Origin of the sequence: Polaromonas sp. (assembly GCF_036676035.1) — a bacterium.
GTDB lineage: Bacteria > Pseudomonadota > Gammaproteobacteria > Burkholderiales > Burkholderiaceae_C > Polaromonas.
In genome coordinates, this window is record NZ_JAKFDR010000008.1 from 21,881 (window position 1) to 40,591 (window position 18,711).

An 18,711-nucleotide genomic window follows, 5' to 3' on the forward strand; every position below is an offset into this window, starting at 1 on the left:
CAAACTCAAACGGGTTTCTTGTGCGTCCCGTCGCACAGGGGCTTGTGGCCGCTGGCCTTGCAGCCGCAGAAGTACACCGTGGCGTTTTCGGTGGCGCTGTACCGTATGGGCTTGAAAATGCCTTCGGCTTTGTGCGAGCCGTCGCAAAACGGCTGGTTCTTGCTTTTTCCGCAGGCACACCACCAGTAGTCCTGGCCCTGCTGCACAACAACGGCAAAGGGGGTGTCAGAAGCCCGAACGCCATTTCCCATGAGCTGCCTCCTTGGGTCAACCGATGCTTGAGCCTTCAGTGTGGCGCTATTTGATGCGGGGTGCAAGCCGTCACAGACTGCGCCTGATCTGAGCAGGGAGGGCATCCTTTGCTATCGTTTCAGATCTCGCGTGCATCAAGATATTTGCAAAATTCTGAATCTTTTGGCCTGATACGGGCCTCTTTGTCAGTATCAATCACCTACAAGGAGCGCCTGATGTTTTTCCTGCAACGAAATCTGCCTGCCTGGGAGCGGGCTTTGCGGCTGGGCGGTGGCCTGGTGCTGGCCTTTGCCTCTGTGCTGTGGCTGCCCGGCGGCTGGCTGGCCTGGGCAGGGCTCGCGTCTGCCCTGACGATGGGCTTGACCGGCATCGCCGGTTTTTGCCCTGCCTGCGCCCTGGCCGGGCGCCGACCCGTGAGGAACACCCAATCGTGAAAGCGCCCCTTCAGCTGGTCGAGGCTGCCCGTACGGGCAACACGCAGGCCATTGCGCAACTGCTCATGGTCTGCCAGCCGGACCTCAAGCGCTTTGCGCGGCGAACCTGTTCCACGGCGGAGGACGCCGAGGATGCGGTCCAACTGGCGTTGTGGCAGCTGTACCGCAAGATAGGCGCCCTGCGAACCGCAGCGACGTTTGCGGTCTGGCTGTTTCGCATCGTTGAGCGCGAATGCTTTCGCCTCTTTCGCTTATCCGGCAGTCATACGGGCGGGCAGGCCAAAGACGGCCCCGACATTGAAACGATTGCGGCGCCACCGGTGCCGCTGGACTTGCGGTTGGACCTGAGCCGGGCCATCGGTGCGCTCCCGGTCTTGTACCGTGAGGTGCTCCTCCTGCGGGATGTGGATGAACTCACGGCGCCTGAGGTGGCGCAGCACCTGGGTGTGAGCGTCGAAGCCGTCAAGAGTCGGCTGCACCGCGCTCGCGCCATGGTTCGCACCAGCCTCATGGCCAGCGGCTACTGGTCTAAAGACGGGTCGCCCGCAGCAACCCATTCCCAGGGAGACGAGCATGTTCTGTAGCGCATCGGTGACGCAGCACCTGCTGCGGGGTGCCGCGGCAATCATTATTTGCTATTTATTTGATAGCTGTCTTCGCATGTTTTACAAGGGCTGCAGCTTGTTTTTAGTCTGAAAGTGACTCGGGGACTGCCCCATGGCCGCCTTGAACATGGCCGAGAACGCGCTGTCGCTGGCATAGCCGCTGGCCGCTGCTACCTCGCTGACCGGCGCGCCGCGCGCCAGCAGGGGCAAGGCGTGGGCGAGGATGGCCTGCTGGCGCCATTGCTGGTAGCTGGTGCCCAGCTCGTCGCGAAACAGGCGCGCCACGGTGCGCTCGCTGGCACCGACGTCGGTGGCCCATTCGGCCAGCGTGGCACGCTCGGATGGCGCGCGCAGCACCGCTTCGCACAGCGCGCGCAGGCGCTTGTCGCCGCTTTGCGGATGCGGCAGCGGCACGCCCAGCGCTTGCGTGTCGGCGTGGGTGATTTCGTCGAGCACCAGGCCGCTGAGCAACTGTTCGCGCGACGGACTCAGGGCCGGGCCGGCAGGAGTTTTGCCGCCGGGCCGCCCCAAGGCAAAAACGGCCCCCCCGGGGGGCAGCGAAGCGTGGGGGGCCATATCATCGAGTGCATGAATCGACTCCCGCAGCAGCGCCGACACCACGATCATGCGGCAACCGTGCCAGCCCGCCGGCGTGGCCGAGGCATCGATATACAGCGTGCGGAATTCGGCCGTTTCCAGCACGTGGACCGAGTGCCTGGCGCCCGGCGCAATCCACACGGCGCGCGAAGGCGGCACGATGTAGGTGACCTCGTCGGCATGGCCGGCAGCTTGCGCGGCGCTCACCTGCAGGATGCCGGTGGCGCAGTAGGCCAGTTGGGCCCAGGCGTGGCTGTGTGGCTCGAAGTGTGAGTCGGCCCGCATCGAGCGCGTGCGCACGCGCACAGGCCGCTGCCGGCTCGGCGTGAAGGCGTGGGTGTCGCCTACCGGCATGACGTGAAGTCGGGCGTTGCGGGCCATGAAGTGGTTGAGCCTGGTGAGGTGAAAGGCGGGCTTGGGCGAAAGGCGGTTAGCTGTATTTGTCTGAAATTCGATGAAATATGGCTTTTTGTCGCATTTAAGCAATCGAGCCCGATATTACGATAGCGCCATGAATACTTCAAGCACCGTGAATGTGCCCACGGCCGAGGCTGTTTCCCTGCGGCACGACGCCAGTGTCATTGGACTGGTCGGCACGGCTCACCTGATCAGCCACTTCAGCCAGTTGCTGCTGGCGCCGCTGTTTCCCTGGCTCAAGGACGAGTTCAAGGTCAGCTACGCGGAGCTGGGGTTTTTGATGACGATTTTTTTCGTCGTCTCCTGCGCGGTGCAGGCTTTGTCGGGCTTTGTGGTGGACCGTTTCGGCCCGCGCCCCATTCTGTTTGCCGGCCTGACCTTGCTTGGCATTGCGGCCTTTGGCTATTCGGTCAGCACCAGCTATTGGATGATGGCCGGCTTTGCCGTGATTGCCGGTGTGGGCAACGGCGTGTTTCACCCGGTGGACTACACGCTGATCAACCGCAAGGTGAGCCCATCGCGCCTGGGCCATGCCTACAGCGTGCATGGCATCACCGGTAGCCTGGGCTGGGCGCTGGCGCCGGCGCTGGTGGTCACGCTGACCTTTGCCTGGTCATGGCGCGTGGCGCTGGTCGCCGCAGGTTTGCTGGTCTTTGCGGTGATGGGGGTGCTGCTGTTGAATCGCGACAAGCTGACGCTGAATGTGACAGCGCCCGGCAAGGGCGGCGCCGCGCCCGACAGCTCCTTGAGTTTTCTCAGGATTCCCGCGGTGTGGATGTGCTTTGCGTTCTTCTTCTGGTACGCCATTGTGCTCAGCGTGGTGCAGGCCTTTGCGCCGGAAGCTGCCCGCCATCTGCATGGCGTGCCCCTGGCGCTGGTGGCGATGTGCCTGACCATTTACATGGTGTGCAGCGCCGGCGGCATGGTGCTGGGCGGCTTTCTGGCCGCGGATCCCACCCGGTGCGAGCGCATTGTCGGCATCGGCTTCGGGGCGGCGGCAGTCATTGCACTGCTGCTGGCCCTGGGCAGTTTTGCCGCGTGGATGGTGCCCGTGCTGTTTGGTGCCATGGGTTTTGCATCGGGCATCGCGGCGCCTTCGCGGGATTTGCTGGTCAAGCGCTCCACGCCTGACAATGCCTCGGGCCGCGTCTACGGCGTGGTGTATGCGGGCCTGGACATTGGCCAGGCCGTTTCGCCGCTGATCTTTGGCGTGATGATGGACCACGGCCAGTACCGTGGCGTGCTGCTGGGTTTGGCGCTGGTGCAGGCGGTGCTGATTGCCAGTGCTTTCAATGTTCGGCGGGTGCGGCGCACGACCCTGATCACGGCCTGACCAGGGCGGGGACCCGTACTACCCTGCATGACTTCCATCAGTCATGCATGAACGACATGCTCACTGGTTTCTCTGGCAACCGCGTTCTGGCCTCGCTGTCCTTGATGAGTGGCGCTGTCGTACCGTTTTAAATAAGTCTCATAGCCCGTCGTAGAGGCTTCAGACCGCTGTTTTGTGCCGCGCGATGCAGGTGTCCAGCACAGGGCCGCCGTCGCGCTGCCACCAGGTGGCGGTGGAAAAAATCTCCACCTCGCTATAGCCCGCAAAACCCTGCGCTTCAACCCAGCCGCGGATTTTGGGGATGTCGATCACGCCGTCTCCCATCATGCCGCGGTCGTTCAGCAGATCGGTCGTGGGGGTGAGCCAGTCGCACACGTGAAATGCCAACAGGCGCTCCTTGCCGGCGCGCTTGATCTGCGCTTCAAGCTTGGGGTCCCACCAGACGTGGTACACGTCTACGGCCACGCCGAGGGTGCCAGATCTTGAAGAGTCCAGTGCGTCGCACACATCAAGCGCCTGCTCCATCGTGTTGATGCAGGCCCTGTCGGCGGCGTACATCGGGTGCAGCGGTTCAATCGCCAGCGGCATGTGGTTCACCGTGGCATATTCCAGCAGCTCGGCAATCCCGTCATGCACCTGGCTGCGCGACAGGGCAATATCCTTGTGGACTGCTTTGCCGGCCAGGGCGCCCGGCAGACTACCGACCACCAGTACCAGGCAGGCCGCATTGAGCTCACAGGCTTCATCGACAGCGCGGCGGTTGTCATCGCGTGCGGCCTGCAGGCCTGCCGCGTTGGTTGCCGGGAACATGCCGCCGCGGCAGTAGCCTGAGAGGGCCAGGCCGTGGGTTTTGACGAGGCGGGAAATGGTGCTCAGGCCGGCGGCGGCCACCTGGTCCCGCCAGGGCGAGATGGCGCGTATGCCGCGCCGGGCGCAGGCTTCGATGATGTCCGGCAACGGCTGCTCGACGCCGCGCTGCTTGCGCACGGTGGCGGTGTTGATGGACAACCAGCGGTGGTCTTGCGAGAAATCACGCATCGTGATCAGCCTTCGATGCCGTGCAGAGCCAGCAGCGTCTTCATGCGCCTGACGGCCAGGTCCGGGTGCTCCAGCAGGTTGGCCGCATCGGCGAGCCGGAACAGTTCCGCCAGATGCACCAGCGAGCGCGTGCTCTGCTGACCACCCACCATGGTGAAGTGGCTTTGGTGGCCATTGAGCCAGGCCATGAAGACCACGCCGGTTTTGTAGAAGCGCGTGGGCGCGGCAAAGATGTGGCGTGACAGCGGCACCGTAGGCCCCAGGATGGCGTGGAACCTCTCGACATTGCCTTGCGCGAGTTCGCCGAGGGCTGCACTGGCAGCGGGAGCGATGGCGTCGAAGATGCCGAGCAGCGCATCGCTCTTGCCATGGGTCGGCTCGCTGCCATGGCCGTCGCCGGCAATCAGCTCGGCGTAATTGAAATCGTCCCCGGTGTACATGCGCACCCCCGCGGGCAGGCGGCGGCGCATGGCGATTTCCTTGTCCTTGTCGAGCAGGGAGATCTTGATGCCATCGACCTTGTCGGAGTGCGCCGCAATGATGCCGAGGGCGGTGTCCATGGCGGCGTCCACATCCTTGGTGCCCCAGTAGCCTGCGAGTGCCGGGTCGAACATGTCGCCCAGCCAGTGCAGCACGACAGGCTGCTTCGCCTGGCTCAGGATGCGGTCGTAGACGCGTTCGTAGTCGGCCGGGCTTTGCGCCACGCGCGCCAGGGCGCGACTGGCCATCACGATGAGTTTGCCGCCGAGTTTCTCGATGGCCGCCATCTGTTCTTCATAGCCCCGGATGACTTCATCGACGGTCTTGACGTTCTCCAGCACCAGGTGGTCGGTGCCGCAGCCCGAGGCCACGAGCGCGCCGGGGACGTCTTTGGCCGCGGCTAGCGAGCGGCGGATCAGTTCCAGCGAGGTCGGCCAGTCCAGGCCCATGCCGCGCTGGGCCGTGTCCATGGCCTCGGCAACCCCCAGACCCAGCGACCACAGGTGGCGGCGGTAAGCGATGGTGGCATCCCAGTCCACCGCGCATTGCAGCCAGGGGTCGATGGCGGCGCGCGGATCGGCCACCACATGGGCGGCCGAGTAGGCGATTCGGTTGAATGCCGTCGCTTGGCGACCCGCTCGTGCGTTGGGCGCGGGTTTGACCGGCGGCATGCCGTGCAGCGTGTAGGTCTGCAATACGCCTGATGCGTCAGGCAGTAAAAGAGTCTGGGACATGAAAGCTTTCTTTTTTATGAGCAAAATCGTGCTCTAGCCCTTGTGGAATATTGGCAAGAAGCTATCAAATTTGAAGCGCCGGAACATCCACCCAGCGGCGTTCACGCCACGATTGCAGCGCTGCTTCGACCAACTGCACGCCTTTGGCGCCGTCGGGCAGCGTATAGCGGTAAGGCTCGTTCTCCACCACGTGGCGGATGAAGTGCTCCCACTGGATCTTGAAGCCGTTGTCGTAGGTTTCTGTATCTGGCACTTCCTGCCATTGGTCGAAGAAGGGCATCGTCTGTTTGACGTCCGGGTTCCAGACGGGGCGCGGGGTGTTCACGCGGCTTTGCGCGCGGCAATCGCTCAGGCCGGCAACCGCCGAGCCATGCGTGCCGTCCACGTGGAAGGTCACGAGGTCGTCGCGTCGCACGCGGGTTGCCCAGGACATGTTGAGCTGGGCGACCACGGGCTCGCCATTGTGGCCAGTCAGTTCGGCCGTGGCGTAGGCGGCGTCGTCTGCTGTGCACGCGTAAGGCTTGCCGGCCTCGTCCCAACGCTGCGGGATGTGGGTAGTGCCCAGGCAGGAGATCGACCTCACCTCGCCGAACATGTTGTCCAGCACGTAGCGCCAGTGACACATCATGTCCAGGATCATGCCGCCGCCGTCTTCGGCGCGGTAGTTCCAGCTTGGGCGCTGAATCGGCTGCAGGTCGCCTTCAAATACCCAGTAACCGAACTCGATGCGTACGCTGAGCATCTTGCCGAAAAAACCTGCGCGCCGCAGCATGTCGAGCTTGCGCAGGCCCGGCAGGAACAGTTTGTCTTGCACGGCCCCGTGCTTGAGGCCCGACTTTTCGGCCAGGCGCGCGATCTCCACCGCTTCGTTGAGGTTGGTGGCAATCGGCTTTTCGCAGTAAACGTGTTTGCCCGCGCGGATCGCCTTCGCCAAGAGCGTGGGGCGCATCTGCGTGGTGCCGGCGTCGAAGAACACCGTGTCTTCCTTGTTGGCCAGCGCGGCGTCCAGGTCAGTACCCCAGCGCTCGATGCCGTGGGCCCTGGCCAGTGCTTCTATCTTCTCGGCATTGCGGCCGATAAGGATAGGGTCGGGCAAGACTTTGTCGCCATTGGAGAGGGTGACGCCGCCTTGTTGACGAATGGCGACGATGGAGCGGATCAAGTGCTGGTTCATGCCCATGCGTCCGGTGACGCCGTGCATGATGAGGCCGAGTCTTTGTGTGGTCATGGTGTGTGATGGTTCAAGTGAAGAAGAAAAAGAAAAAGAAGAGGACCTAGCGAATCACGGTCAGGCTGTCCCACAACGGCGCCGCAGCGCTGGCAAAGCCTGGTACGTGCAGTGAGGAAATCTGGAGCTGGCCATCCCGTACCGACAGCCTGGGGCGACCTTGGTGGGTCTGGTAGAGGTCTGGATGCGCCTGGGCAAACGCGTTGGCCTCGGCCTGCGGCGCGACGCCGAAGCCATCCACGTAATGGTGGCCGTTGCGCTCGATATGTGTCACACCCAGGCTGGCGGCCAGCAAGGTGTCCTGCTGCACGGCCAGCCCGGCCTGACAGGTCAGGTCTTCGCCCGACAGCAGCAGGCGTTGCGGTTCCCGGGCCACGCGCCAGGCGCTGTGCAGCGACCGGTAAATGCCTTTGCAGGCTTTGGAGGAAATGCCCCGGTAGCCCAGCTTCAGGCCGTTGTCGAACACGTCGGCGTGGTCGTCGGATTCGTCCAGAATCACCGGAACGTCAATGCCCAGCCCGGCCAGGGTCTCATTCAGTGCCAGGTGGCGGGGCAGGGGCTGTTCCAGCAGCAGGGTACGGGCGAGCAGGTCCTGCACCTGCGGCGTGGCCTGCAACGCACGCCAGAATTCACCCAGCGCCTGGGCGCTCGCGAAGGTTTCATTGCCATCGAGCGTTACGCGGTAGTCACCCGCTGCACTGGCCAGCAGGCTGGCGATACGCGCCAGGCGGTCCAGGTCAGCGTCGAGCTGGCCGCACAGTTTGATCTTGAAATAGCGCAGGCCATAACGCGCTAGAGCGTCTTCCAGTGTTTCGGGTAAACCGTCGCCCGGACTGGCGCCGGCATCGCCTGCAAGGATGCGATCCGCCAGACCGACCGTGTGGCGCAGCCAGACACGGTCTGGCGCTTTGAGCGACAGTGTGCCCGACCACGGGTCACCCAGAATGCCGGTGGAGACACCGCGCACCCAGTCCAGGCCGCAGGCGCGCAGTGCCGCATCAGCGACGGCTTTGTCCAGCAGGGCCGGGCCAAATTGCGCTGCCAGCCGGGGCAGGCCGTGCGCCACCGCCGTGCTGATGGCGGCATCGCCCTGCGTTTGTGACAGGGCAAAGGGCGTGAGTGGGGCATCGGCCGCCAGATAAGCGGAGCGGGCCGTGCGCAAGGCCTCACGCAACTGCTCGAAGTTCTGCTCGTGCGTCAGGCCGGCCGTTTTGTCAAACCATTTCGGCACCATCAACTCGGCGCTCATGCCGTCAAAGGTCTTGCCCTCTTTTTCAACACTGACCCGAACGAACGCCTGAGGGCATTGTGTGACGGTGGCAGCGCCAAAACGAAAAGGCAGTCGCAGGGTCACGTGGCGCTGCAAGAGCGAGATGGCGCGCACACGCACAGGCACGGCGTTCATGGGGACGTTCATGTCAAGGGACTCCAGGTCAGACTAACGGTCAGGGTGCCAGGCCGGCGGCCTTGACCAGCCGGGCGTTGCTGCTGACTTCTTCCTTGATGTAGGTGTCGAACTGCTCTGGCTTCAGGCTCCAGGCATCGGCACCGAGGTTGGCAAACCGGGTCTTGACCTCTGGCGAGGCCAGCGCCTTGACGACCTCGTCGTGCAGGCGATTGATGATGTCGCGTGGCGTTTTGGCCGGGGCCATCATGCCGATCCAGAAATTGAATTCCGAACCCGGCACGCCGGCTTCGGTCGTGGTGGGCACATCGGGCAGGGCGCTGGCGCGCCGGGGTGAACCCACCGCCAGCGGCAGCAATTGACCTTCCCTGATCTGGCCTATCACCGGGGCGATGGGGGAAAAGTAATAGTCCACGCGGCCGGCCATGACCTCTGTCACCGCGTCTGCCGATCCCTTGAATGGAATGTTGAGGGCATCAATGCCGGCTGCCATTTTGAATTTTTCAGCGTTCAAGTGGGTGGCGCTGCCTTGCCCAGCCGATGCAAAGTTCAGGCTGCCCGGTTTGGCCCTGGCTGCAGCCAGCAGATCCTTGAGCGTTTTGATATTTTTGGACGGCGAGATCACCAGCACGTTCGGTGTGGTGGAGATCGGCGTGATACCGGCAAAGTCACTCAGTGTGTCGAAGGGCAGCTTGGCGAAGGTGGAGGGGCTGACCGTGTGCGAGGAGGAGTGAACCATGATGGTGTAGCCATCGGGTGCGGCGGCGGCCACCAGGGCTTGGCCAATGGTGCCGCTGGCGCCCCCGCGGTTGTCAATGACCAGGGCCTGACCGAGGCTGGCCCCCATTTTGTCGGCAATGGCCCGGGCAATGATGTCCGTGGTGCTGCCCGCCGGGAACGGCACGATCACCCGGATCGGTTTGTTCGGGTACCCGGCTGCCTGGGCATGGGCCGGTAGCTGGGGGAGGGCAACCAGGCATGCCAGGGATGCCATGGCCGCAAAGCGGACGAATTTCATGATGTCACTCCTTTTGCGTTGTGGTGGAATTCAGCGGGACGCAGCGGCCAGGCACAGGCCATCCGCAGTGAACCCATGGCAGCTGGCTTGTGGCAATCGCACAGGGACGGTATCGCCACGCTTGATCAGGCTTTGTCCCACGACCTGAACCACCATCGACTGCTGGGCACTCAAGGCGCCATACAGCACGGTATTGCCGCCGAGTTGCTCAGTCAGGGACACCTGCATGGGCAGGCCACCGTCGGCCAGCTCCACATGTTCCGGACGAATACCCACGCATAGCGACGCGCCATCGGCAGGCTGCTGGGCTGCCGCCGGCACGGTGACGGTCTCGCCACCGTTGAGCCGAACCTGGATGCTGTTGGCCGTGCGCCCGGCGACGACGCCGTCCAGGAAATTCATCTTGGGGCTGCCGATGAAACCCGCCACGAACCGGTTGGCCGGGCGGTTGTATAACTCCAGCGGGGAACCCGCCTGCGCAATCACGCCGTCGCGCAGCACCACGATGCGGTCGGCCATGGTCATGGCTTCCACCTGGTCATGGGTGACGTAAATCATGGTGGTGCCCAGATCGGCGTGCAGCTTGGACAGTTCGACCCGCATCTGCACCCGCAGTTCAGCATCCAGGTTGGACAGCGGCTCGTCAAACAGAAAGAGCTTGGGCTCGCGCACAATCGCACGGCCAATCGCCACGCGCTGGCGCTGTCCGCCGGACAAGGCTTTGGGTTTGCGCTGGAGGTAGGTTTCAATCTTCAGCATCCTGGCGGCGTGCTGCACGCGCCGCTCAATCACCTCTTTTTTCTCGCCCGCCGTTTGCAAGCCGAAGGCCAGGTTGTCATACACGCTCATGTGGGGGTACAGGGCGTAGGACTGGAAGACCATGGCGATCTCGCGTTTGGCCGGTGCCACTTCGTTGACACGCACGCCGTCAATACAGAACTCGCCGTCGGTGATTTCCTCCAGGCCCGCAATCATGCGCAGCAAGGTCGATTTGCCGCAGCCCGAGGGGCCCACAAACACCACGAATTCACCGTGCTGGATGTCCAGATCGACACCGTGGATGATTTCGACGGCGCCGTACTGCTTGACGATACCGCGAAGTGACAGATTAGCCATGTCTTGCAACCTTTGAAAAATGGCCTGTGGATGGGGTCCAGCTTTTGTATTTCGGATGATCCGGTGCAATGGGCAGCGTGACCACGGTGCCCGTTTCTCCCGAGTGGTAGATGGCCGTGATCAACTCGAGCGACTGCCGTGCGTCATGCAGTGACACCGGTGTCGGCGCCTGGCTGGTGATGGCGGCGTGAATCAGTGCGAACTGGCCTTCAAAAGATTCCAGTGCAGGTTTGAAATCTGCCAGCGCCGCCGCGATGGCTGCATCGATTTCGGGCGTCTTGCCCTTGAAATTCCAGGGATCCTTGCCAGGACGGTAGGGCTCCGGACTGCGGCTTTCGACGGTCAGATCGGAGAACATGAAACGCAGACGCGACATTTCTTCCGCCGCCCCGAGGGTGACCGACAGTGTGGCCACCGAACCGTTGGCCATGCCGATGGAAATGGCCGCGCAGTCTTCGACTTCGATGTCGTTGACGCGCGTTGCAAGGTGGGCAAAGACGGATTTGACCGGGCCATTGACGTAGGAGAGGATGTCGTGGGCGTGCGACGCCTGGGTCAGGCAGCAGCCGCCCAGCTCGGTCGCCCATTTGCCTCGCCACTGCACCTCGTAATAGTCGGCGTCGCGCCGCCATGAGGTCTCGATGGTGGTGAGGTAGGGCGTGTGCGCAAACCCTTTTGACTGAAGGTGTTTGAGCTTTTGCAGTCCATGGCCGAAGCGGTACTGAAAGATGGGAAACAGGATTCCTCTGGCTGCTTTCTGGGCGATGGCAATCGCATCGGCATCATTCAGGGAACCGACCAGCGGTTTCTCGCAGATCACATGCAGACCGGTCGCCAGTGCCTGTTCAATCAGCATGCGGTGCGTATGCGGCGGTGTGCAGATGTCAACGATATCGATCTCTGAATTGGCCAGCAGGTCACTGAAGCGCGGGGTGTGCCAAGCGACACCGAATTCAGCGGCAGCGGCACTCGCCTTGGCCTCGTCCAGATCACAAACGGCCTTGACCTCGAACTGGTCCCTGACCTTGGCATACGACTCCAAATGGCCTTTGCCAACACCCAATCCGACGACTGCGACACGAAGTTTTTTTGTCATTTAAATGCTCCAACGTTGCTTGCCAAGGCTTCGGCTTTCAGGGCGAGTTCGGTTGCCAGGAAGCAGTGCGCCTGAGTCATGGCGGTCTCGGTGCGGTTCAGGATGTCGTGGACAAAGCGCGGGCCGAAAGGCAGGGCCCCGGCCTTGCAGTCCATGTGTTGCAGGCCTTTTCCATCCACCAGGAACAGGTGGTCGCCACCAGGGCGTCCGCCAATATCAATGTATTTGCGCAGTTCGATGTAGCCTTCCGTGCCAAGAATGGTCAAGCGGCCATCACCCCAGGTACCCAGGCCTTTGGGGGTGAACCAGTCCACCCGGACAAAACCGGTGCCACCATTGCCCCGCAGCAGCACTTCGCCGAAGTCTTCCAGTTCCGGCGTTTCGGGATTGCCGAAGTTGCCGACGTGGGATGCGACTACTTCGGCACGGGTCGAGTCCGTGAAATGCAGAAACTGGTCGCACTGATGGGCGGCGATATCGCACAGAATGCCGCCATATCGCTTGCGCTGGAAAAACCAGTCCGGGCGGGGGTTGTTGCGCAGGGCGTGCGGCCCCAGGCCAATGGTCTGCACGACTCTGCCGATGGCGCCCGCAGCCACCAGCTGACTGGCTTTTTCGGTGGCCCGGTTCTCGAAGCGTTCCGAGAAGCAGACCGAAAAAATCCGCCCGGTTTCTGCCTGGACCTGGCGTACCGCGGCCAGTTCTTCCAGCGTAATCACACCAGGCTTGTCGACCATGACGTCTTTGCCGTGGCGCATGACTTCCATGGCGGTAGCGGCCCGCACGTCGGGGATGGTGGCACTGACGACGAGCTGGAGGGTGGTGTCCTCCAGAATGGCGCGTTTGTCCAGCACGCGGCGCGCTTGCGGAAAGGCCTTGATGTAGTCCGCGACAAGGTCGTCCTCTTGCGCATAAACAGACACCAGTTCGGCGCCGGCATCCAGCATGGCGCGGGTTTGGCCATAGATGTGGCTATGGTTCAGGCCAATGGCCGCAAAGCGGATCTTGGGTTGGCGTGTGAGCGTCATCGTTTCATTCCAGAGTGGGCAACGCCTTCAATAATCAGACGCTGAAAGAAAAGAAAAAACAGGAAAATCGGAAGAATGGCCAGGACGGACATGGCGAACAGTTGCCCCCACGCCGATTGGCCGGTGGAGTCCACAAAGGAACGCAGAGCCAGTGGCACGGTGTAGTTTGCCGCCTCATTGAGGTAAACCAGTGGGCCCAGGAAATCATTCCACGTCCACAGGAATGAAAAAATCGCGGTGGTGGCCAGCACCGGCAGCGACAGCGGCAGGATGATCTTCCAGTAAATGCGCCAGGGGCCACAGCCATCCAGCACCGCAGCTTCGTCGAGCTCACGCGGCAAGCCTCTGAAGAACTGCACCATCAGAAAGATGAAAAATGCATCTGCCGCCAAAAACTTGGGCACGATCAAAGGCAGAAAAGTGTCAATCCAGCCCAGCTTCAGAAACAGCACGTACTGGGGAATCAGCGTCACGTGGTAAGGCAGCATGAGTGTGCCCAGCATTACCACGAACCAGATGCGCCGACCGCGGAACTCCAGCCGGGCAAAAGCGTAGGCGGTGATGGAGCAGGAAATGGTGTTGCCGATAACCACCAGCACGGCAACGATGACCGAATTCTTGAAGAAAACGGTAAAACTTTCCTGCAGCGCCGTCCAGCCTTTGACGTAGTTGCCAAAATCAAATGCCGGTGGCCAGATGGACAAATCCGTGAAGATGATGGACTCGGGCTTGAACGACGAGGCCGCCATCCACAACAAGGGGTAGAGCATCAGAAAGGCGGCTGCGATTAACAGGCCGTGGCGGGTCCCGCTGCCGGCGAGCAGCTGGACAAGACCGGGGCCGCGGCTGATGGCCGCGCCCGTGACCTTAGCGGGGTTCGTCTTCATAGTAGACCCAGTATTTGGAGGTGAGGAAACTGATGCCGGTGAACAAGCCAATGATGATCAGCAGTACCCAGGCCAGTGCCGAGGCGTAACCCATGCGGAAGTAGGAGAAGGCTTCCTGGTAAAGGTACAGCGTGTAGAACAGCGTGGAATCAATGGGGCCGCCGGTGCCGCCTGACACCACGTAAGCCGGCGTGAAGGCCTTGAATCCCTCAATGATCTGCAGCACCATGTTGAAGAAAATCACAGGGGCCAGCATGGGCAGGGTGATCTTGTGGAACTTGCGAAACGCGCCGGCGCCATCCATCGACGCTGCTTCATACAAGTCCTGCGGCACTTGCCGTAGACCCGCCAGGAAAATGATCATGGGCGATCCAAATTGCCAGATGGCCAGCAAAACAAGGGTATAGATAGCGGTGTCCGGGTTCGAAATCCAGCTTGGACCCTTGTAGTTGAAGGCCCACAGCAGGACCTGATTGAAGGTGCCGTTTCCTTCGAACAACTGGCGCCAAAGCACGGCAATGGCGACTGAACCACCGAGCAATGACGGGATGTAAAAAAGTGCCCGGTAAAACGCACCGCCGCGAATTGCCTTGTCCAGCACCATGGCCACCGCCAGGGCAAACGCCAGTTTGAGCGGCACTTCCATCAGCATGTAGCTGAACGTCACCTTGAGGGACTGGTAAAAGCGCTGGTCGACCGTGAGCATGCGGACGTAGTTGTCCGCGCCAACCCAGACCGCAGGGCGCAACAGGTCAAACTTCGTGAAGGACAAATACAGGGAGACCAGAACCGGGCCCAGCGAAAAACACAGGAATCCGATGAGCCAGGGCATCAGGAACGCATAGCCCACGAGGTCACGGCGAAAGGCTGCACTGGACCTGCCTCGCCGTTGTCGGGAATTCTTATCATCAACGACAGACACGCGGCCGCCTTCCTGATACTGGATCAATAAATGTGGCGCGTGTAGCGCCAAGGATGAATAGGCAAGGGGTAAGCAGCGCGTGCGCCGAACCCCTTGCCACGGGATCAGCCTGATCAGGCCCTGGCCAGGATGCCTTGCACTTCAGTGTGGAATTGTTGTGCGGCATCCTTGATGCTGACGCGGCCAAAAGCGACCGAATCGGCAACGCGTCGCAACAGGTTTTCGACCTCACCGGCACCTTTGGGCGGGGGCGGTGGCAAGGCCACCGCCACCTTGCTCAGCGCCGCAATGAAATCCACCTGCATCTTGCCCAGGGCATCGAGTTCTGGTGTCAGCACCGCGCGGGCCGCCACCGAACAGGGCACACCCCGCTCAATACCCAGGATCCTGACGCCCTCGGGGTCGTTGACCATGAACTGGATGATCCTGGCCGCTTCTTCCGGTGCTTTGCAGCGGGACGAGATGCTCATCATTTGCGAGGGCTTGATGTAATGCCCTGACGTACCGGTTTTTGTGCGCGGGAACACGCTGATCGCCAGTTTGTTTTTGTTGAGGCCCTGGAAGGCCACGATCTGGTTGGAGTTGACAAAGCTCATGGCGGCCAGCCCGCGCGTGATTTCGTATTCTTCCACTTTGCCGTTGTTGGTGGCACCCACTTCGGCCGGGGGAACCGCGCCCGCCTTGCGCAGCTTGTCCCACAAGTCAAACCAGGCCGCCACGTCGTCACGCGTAAAGGCCGCCTTGCCATCCGCCGTGTAGAGCATCTTGCCGCGCTGGTTGAGCCACTGTTCAAAGCCTTGCTCCCAGCGGCTGTTGTCGCTGGCGCCCCAGTACTTGCCGGGATTGATCTTCGAAATATCGCCTGCAATTTTTGCAAAGTCGTCCCAGGTCCAGTTCATGTCCATCGTCTTGACGCCAACCTTCTCCAGCATGCCGGTGTCATACACCATGGCTTTGGAATTGGAACCCAGGCTGACGCCATACAGCTTGCCATCCACCTTGCCACCGTCTCGTTCCTGAGGACTGAAATCCGGCAGTGGCAGCAGCTTGTCGAGCGGCAGCAGCGTTTCGCGGCGGGCATATTCAAACAAATAGCGGTAGTCCATCTGGATCAGGTCGGGCGCATTGCCGCCGGCAGTCTGGGTACCAAGCTTGGTCCAGTAGTCACCCCAGCCCAAAGACTCGGCCGCAATCTGCGTGCCGGACTTCTTTGAGTAAGCGTCCAGCATTGCCTTGGTGCGTCGATCGCGGTCAGGGTTGCCCCACCAGAAGCAGCGCAGACGCGCTGCAGCCTGTGCCAGGCTCAGGGCAGGGCTAAGGCTGAGCGTCGCTGTGGCTGCACCGGCCGTGGTAACGAATTGACGACGAGTGAAGAGTTTCATGGTCGCTATTTCCTTTTAAAACATTTGGATGCGCCGCTAATTAACTGATGGGTGAATTATAGAAATGCATTTTTTGTTTTGTAAATAGGTGTTGGGTCTCAACCTCTCAGTACATACCCTAGGATGACGTCGCAGGTATGCGAGAGCCGCTCGCTGTGCGCCTTGGCGGTCATGAGGTTGCGGTCGAAGACTGCCGACAGGGTGTAGTTGTTCGAGAGAAAAAAGTAGGCCAGACTGGCGATGGAGATATAGAGCTGGACCGGGTCAATACCGCCCCTGAAGATGCCCTCGGAGCGGCCTCGCTCCAGGATGTTGCCGAGCGTCTGAATCAAGGGTGAGTTCATTTCCCGAATGCGTTCTGACTTGGTCAGGTGCTTGGCCTGGTGCAGGTTTTCGCTGTTGAGCAGGGTGATGAATTCAGGGTGTGCGATGTAGTAATCCCAGGTGAACTCGGTCAGGCGGCGGATCGCCTGGGCTGGCTCCAGATCGGTCAGATGCAGCTGTTTTTCAGCCTCGCGGATGTCTGCATAGGCGCCTTCCAGAACGGCCAGAAACAGGTCGTCCTTGCTGGTGAAGTAGTAGTAGATCAAGCGCTTGTTGAGCTTGGCATTTTCTGCAATCCGATCTACTCGTGCGCCTGCCAGGCCATAGCGGGCGAACTCGTCCCGGGCGGCGGCCAGGATTGCCAGCTGGGAGCGGTCGGCATCACGTGAGCGGGGTTCGATAATTGTGGTTGTAGAAGTGGTCATGGGATTGAAAGTAATGTCGTTGTTGGAGCTATCTAGAGTCTATTATTCACTATTTGGTGAAATAAGATATGATTTGAACGCGCAAAAAGTCCCTCCGATTCGCCTTGTTTTGCAGTGCCGGAAGGGTTTATCAACCCATTGAAACAGCGTTGTTTCAGAACACGCTCCCATCCTTATGAGTAAAAAGCGTCATGCGTTCGTCGGTACCGGCGGACGTGCACTGAGTTTCATTGAGCCTCTGGTGACCACTTATGCCGACCAGAATGAGCTGGTTGGCCTCTGCGACCTGAGCGCCGCTCGCATGGCGTATTACAACGAGTTGCTGGAGGGGGACCTGGGTTACCACGCCGTTCCCGCCTACACCGCCGACCGATTTGAAGATATGCTGCGTGAGCAAAAACCCGACGAAGTTTTTGTCTGTACGAAAGACTCCACGCACCACGATTTCATCGTGCGCGCCCTGCATGCGGGCTGTGATGTCATCACTGAAAAGCCGATGACCACGGACGCGGAGAAATGTCGTGCGATTCTGGATGCCGTCCAAGCGACCGGACGCCAGGTGCGCGTCGCTTTCAACTACCGCTGGGCACCGTTCCGCACCAAGGTCAAGGAGCTCATTGCCAGCGGCACCATTGGAAAAATCCACTCTGTCAATCTGGAGTACCTGCTCGATACCAACCACGGCGCGGACTACTTTCGGCGCTGGCACGCGCACGTCGAAAACTCCGGCTCCTTGCTGGTTCACAAAAGCACGCACCACTTTGATCTGGTGAACTGGTGGCTGGATGCCATCCCGCAACAGGTATTCGCTTACGGCGATCTGGTTTTTTATGGCAAGCAGAACGCGATTGCCCGCGGCGACGAAAAACTGACGCGTTACGCACGCTACACCGGTGTGCCGGAAGCCAAAGACGACCCGTTTTGTCTCGATCTCACGGAAAGTGAATCGTTTCGCAAACTCTATCTGGCGGGCGAGGCCGACTCGGGTTACCTGCGCGATCAAAACGTCTTCCGCGAAGGGATTTCCATCCCGGACCAGATGTCTCTCAACGTTCGGTACCGCACGGGCCAGATTCTGACCTATTCGCTGGTTTGTTACAGCCCGCGTGAGGGCATGCGTGTGACCTTCAATGGTGACCGTGGCCGCATTGAATACCATGAGTTCATTGGCACCCACATGAACCGGGCCGTTAGCCCCAAAAACTGGAAGATTGAGGAAAAGCCGGGGGCGGAAGCCGAAGGCGAATGGATCCGCGTGTTCCCCCATTTTAAAAGCAGCTATGTGGTTCCCATGCCTGAGATTCGGGCGGCCCATGGTGGTGCAGACGAAATTCTGAACGCCCATTTTTATGGGTCTGCACAGGCGCCAGACGTTTGGGGCCGCACGGCCGGCCATGAACAGGGGGCGGCTTCCATCGCCATCGGCATTGCCGGTGTGCAATCCATTAAACACAACCAGCCGATCAATATCAGCGACGTGGTGTCGCTCAAGCCTGATGCATTGAAGTTGTCGGACCTCGTCTGACGGAGTACCTGGACCGCGGTGCGGTACCCTTGTCCCCCATGTGCATGCCATTTTTCGGCCTGACACAGGCGCCGTTTTCGCTCGCTCCGGACCCGCGCCTGCTGTTTATGAGCGACCGGCATCGCGAAGCGCTGGCGCACCTGCTGTACGGACTGGGCGGCGGAGGTGGCTTTGTGCTGCTGACCGGCGAGATCGGCACCGGCAAGACCACGGTGTGCCGCTGCTTTCTGGAGCAGATCCCTGCCCACTGCAATGTCGCCTACATCTTCAATCCCAAGCTCACGGTAACCGAGCTGCTGCAGTCGATCTGCGACGAGTTCCACGTCACGGTGCCGCAAAAAGAGCTGCTGCCGCTCACGGTCAAGGATTACCTCGATCCGCTCAACACCTTCCTGCTGCAGGCCCATGCCGCCGGGCAGAACAACGTGCTGATCATTGACGAGGCGCAGAACCTGTCTGCCGAGG

The 18,711-nt window shown here is 61.1% G+C and carries 19 protein-coding genes; 5 read left to right on the forward strand and 14 right to left on the reverse strand.

Annotation, left to right across the window (positions count from 1 at the left end):
- Positions 1–5: 5 nt before the first annotated feature.
- A complete protein-coding gene (locus tag V6M61_RS01720; RefSeq protein ID WP_332774827.1) occupies positions 6–251 on the reverse strand; it encodes a CDGSH iron-sulfur domain-containing protein in 246 nt (81 codons plus the stop codon).
- A gap of 216 nt (positions 252–467) precedes the next feature.
- On the opposite strand from V6M61_RS01720, the gene V6M61_RS01725 reads away from it, so the two are divergent.
- Both V6M61_RS01725 and V6M61_RS01730 read left to right on the forward strand, forming a co-directional pair.
- The gene (locus tag V6M61_RS01725) at positions 468–686 is read left to right on the forward strand and encodes a YgaP family membrane protein (protein WP_332774828.1); all 219 of its coding nucleotides are present in this window, start codon (positions 468–470) and stop codon (positions 684–686) included.
- Positions 683–1,270: an RNA polymerase sigma factor gene (locus tag V6M61_RS01730; RefSeq protein WP_332774829.1), complete on the forward strand. Its 588-nt coding sequence runs from the start codon at positions 683–685 to the stop codon at positions 1,268–1,270. The genes V6M61_RS01725 and V6M61_RS01730 overlap by 4 nt, the downstream gene beginning before the upstream one ends.
- Before the next feature lie 81 nt (positions 1,271–1,351).
- On the opposite strand, the gene V6M61_RS01735 is transcribed toward V6M61_RS01730, so the two are convergent.
- Entirely contained in the window at positions 1,352–2,269 is a 918-nt protein-coding gene (locus V6M61_RS01735; protein ID WP_332774830.1) for an AraC family transcriptional regulator, read from the reverse strand.
- A gap of 130 nt (positions 2,270–2,399) precedes the next feature.
- On the opposite strand from V6M61_RS01735, the gene V6M61_RS01740 reads away from it, so the two are divergent.
- Complete coding sequence (locus V6M61_RS01740) at positions 2,400–3,638, forward strand: MFS transporter (protein WP_332774831.1); 1,239 nt, start codon at positions 2,400–2,402, stop codon at positions 3,636–3,638.
- Positions 3,639–3,797: 159 nt separating this feature from the next.
- Here the strand turns inward: V6M61_RS01740 and V6M61_RS01745 are convergent, their stop codons facing one another.
- The 12 genes from V6M61_RS01745 to V6M61_RS01800 form a co-directional block, all read right to left on the reverse strand.
- Positions 3,798–4,676 (reverse strand): sugar phosphate isomerase/epimerase family protein, encoded by an 879-nt coding sequence (locus V6M61_RS01745; protein WP_332774832.1) that lies wholly within the window; start codon positions 4,674–4,676, stop codon positions 3,798–3,800.
- Between the two features lie 5 nt (positions 4,677–4,681).
- Positions 4,682–5,890 (reverse strand): dihydrodipicolinate synthase family protein, encoded by a 1,209-nt coding sequence (locus V6M61_RS01750; protein ID WP_332774833.1) that lies wholly within the window; start codon positions 5,888–5,890, stop codon positions 4,682–4,684.
- 64 nt (positions 5,891–5,954) lie between these two features.
- Complete coding sequence (locus V6M61_RS01755; RefSeq protein ID WP_332774834.1) at positions 5,955–7,118, reverse strand: Gfo/Idh/MocA family protein; 1,164 nt, start codon at positions 7,116–7,118, stop codon at positions 5,955–5,957.
- A 46-nt stretch (positions 7,119–7,164) separates the two neighbouring features.
- Positions 7,165–8,535 carry a hypothetical protein gene (locus V6M61_RS01760; RefSeq protein WP_332774835.1) on the reverse strand — a complete coding sequence of 457 codons (1,371 nt, stop codon included), beginning with the start codon at positions 8,533–8,535 and terminating at the stop codon, positions 7,165–7,167.
- A gap of 28 nt (positions 8,536–8,563) precedes the next feature.
- A complete protein-coding gene (locus V6M61_RS01765; RefSeq protein WP_332774836.1) occupies positions 8,564–9,541 on the reverse strand; it encodes a tripartite tricarboxylate transporter substrate binding protein in 978 nt (325 codons plus the stop codon).
- 30 nt (positions 9,542–9,571) lie between these two features.
- On the reverse strand, positions 9,572–10,657 hold the full coding sequence (locus tag V6M61_RS01770) for an ABC transporter ATP-binding protein (RefSeq protein WP_332774837.1): 1,086 nt from the start codon (positions 10,655–10,657) through the stop codon (positions 9,572–9,574).
- Entirely contained in the window at positions 10,650–11,753 is a 1,104-nt protein-coding gene (locus tag V6M61_RS01775) for a Gfo/Idh/MocA family protein (protein ID WP_332774838.1), read from the reverse strand. Before V6M61_RS01775 ends, V6M61_RS01770 begins: the two co-directional genes overlap by 8 nt.
- Positions 11,750–12,781: a Gfo/Idh/MocA family protein gene (locus V6M61_RS01780; RefSeq protein ID WP_332774839.1), complete on the reverse strand. Its 1,032-nt coding sequence runs from the start codon at positions 12,779–12,781 to the stop codon at positions 11,750–11,752. The genes V6M61_RS01775 and V6M61_RS01780 overlap by 4 nt, the downstream gene beginning before the upstream one ends.
- Positions 12,778–13,668, reverse strand: coding sequence for a carbohydrate ABC transporter permease (locus V6M61_RS01785; protein ID WP_332774840.1), 891 nt, complete (start codon positions 13,666–13,668; stop codon positions 12,778–12,780). The genes V6M61_RS01780 and V6M61_RS01785 overlap by 4 nt, the downstream gene beginning before the upstream one ends.
- Positions 13,649–14,500, reverse strand: coding sequence for a carbohydrate ABC transporter permease (locus tag V6M61_RS01790; protein ID WP_332774841.1), 852 nt, complete (start codon positions 14,498–14,500; stop codon positions 13,649–13,651). The genes V6M61_RS01785 and V6M61_RS01790 overlap by 20 nt, the downstream gene beginning before the upstream one ends.
- Before the next feature lie 203 nt (positions 14,501–14,703).
- Entirely contained in the window at positions 14,704–15,972 is a 1,269-nt protein-coding gene (locus V6M61_RS01795) for an ABC transporter substrate-binding protein (protein ID WP_332774842.1), read from the reverse strand.
- Between the two features lie 98 nt (positions 15,973–16,070).
- A complete protein-coding gene (locus V6M61_RS01800; RefSeq protein ID WP_332774843.1) occupies positions 16,071–16,721 on the reverse strand; it encodes a TetR/AcrR family transcriptional regulator in 651 nt (216 codons plus the stop codon).
- Between the two features lie 175 nt (positions 16,722–16,896).
- Between V6M61_RS01800 and V6M61_RS01805 the strand changes: the two genes are divergently transcribed.
- Both V6M61_RS01805 and V6M61_RS01810 read left to right on the forward strand, forming a co-directional pair.
- Positions 16,897–18,246 carry a Gfo/Idh/MocA family oxidoreductase gene (locus tag V6M61_RS01805; RefSeq protein WP_332774844.1) on the forward strand — a complete coding sequence of 450 codons (1,350 nt, stop codon included), beginning with the start codon at positions 16,897–16,899 and terminating at the stop codon, positions 18,244–18,246.
- A 38-nt stretch (positions 18,247–18,284) separates the two neighbouring features.
- Positions 18,285–18,711: ExeA family protein (locus tag V6M61_RS01810; RefSeq protein WP_332774845.1), on the forward strand; the 427-nt coding region annotated here is incomplete at its 3' end.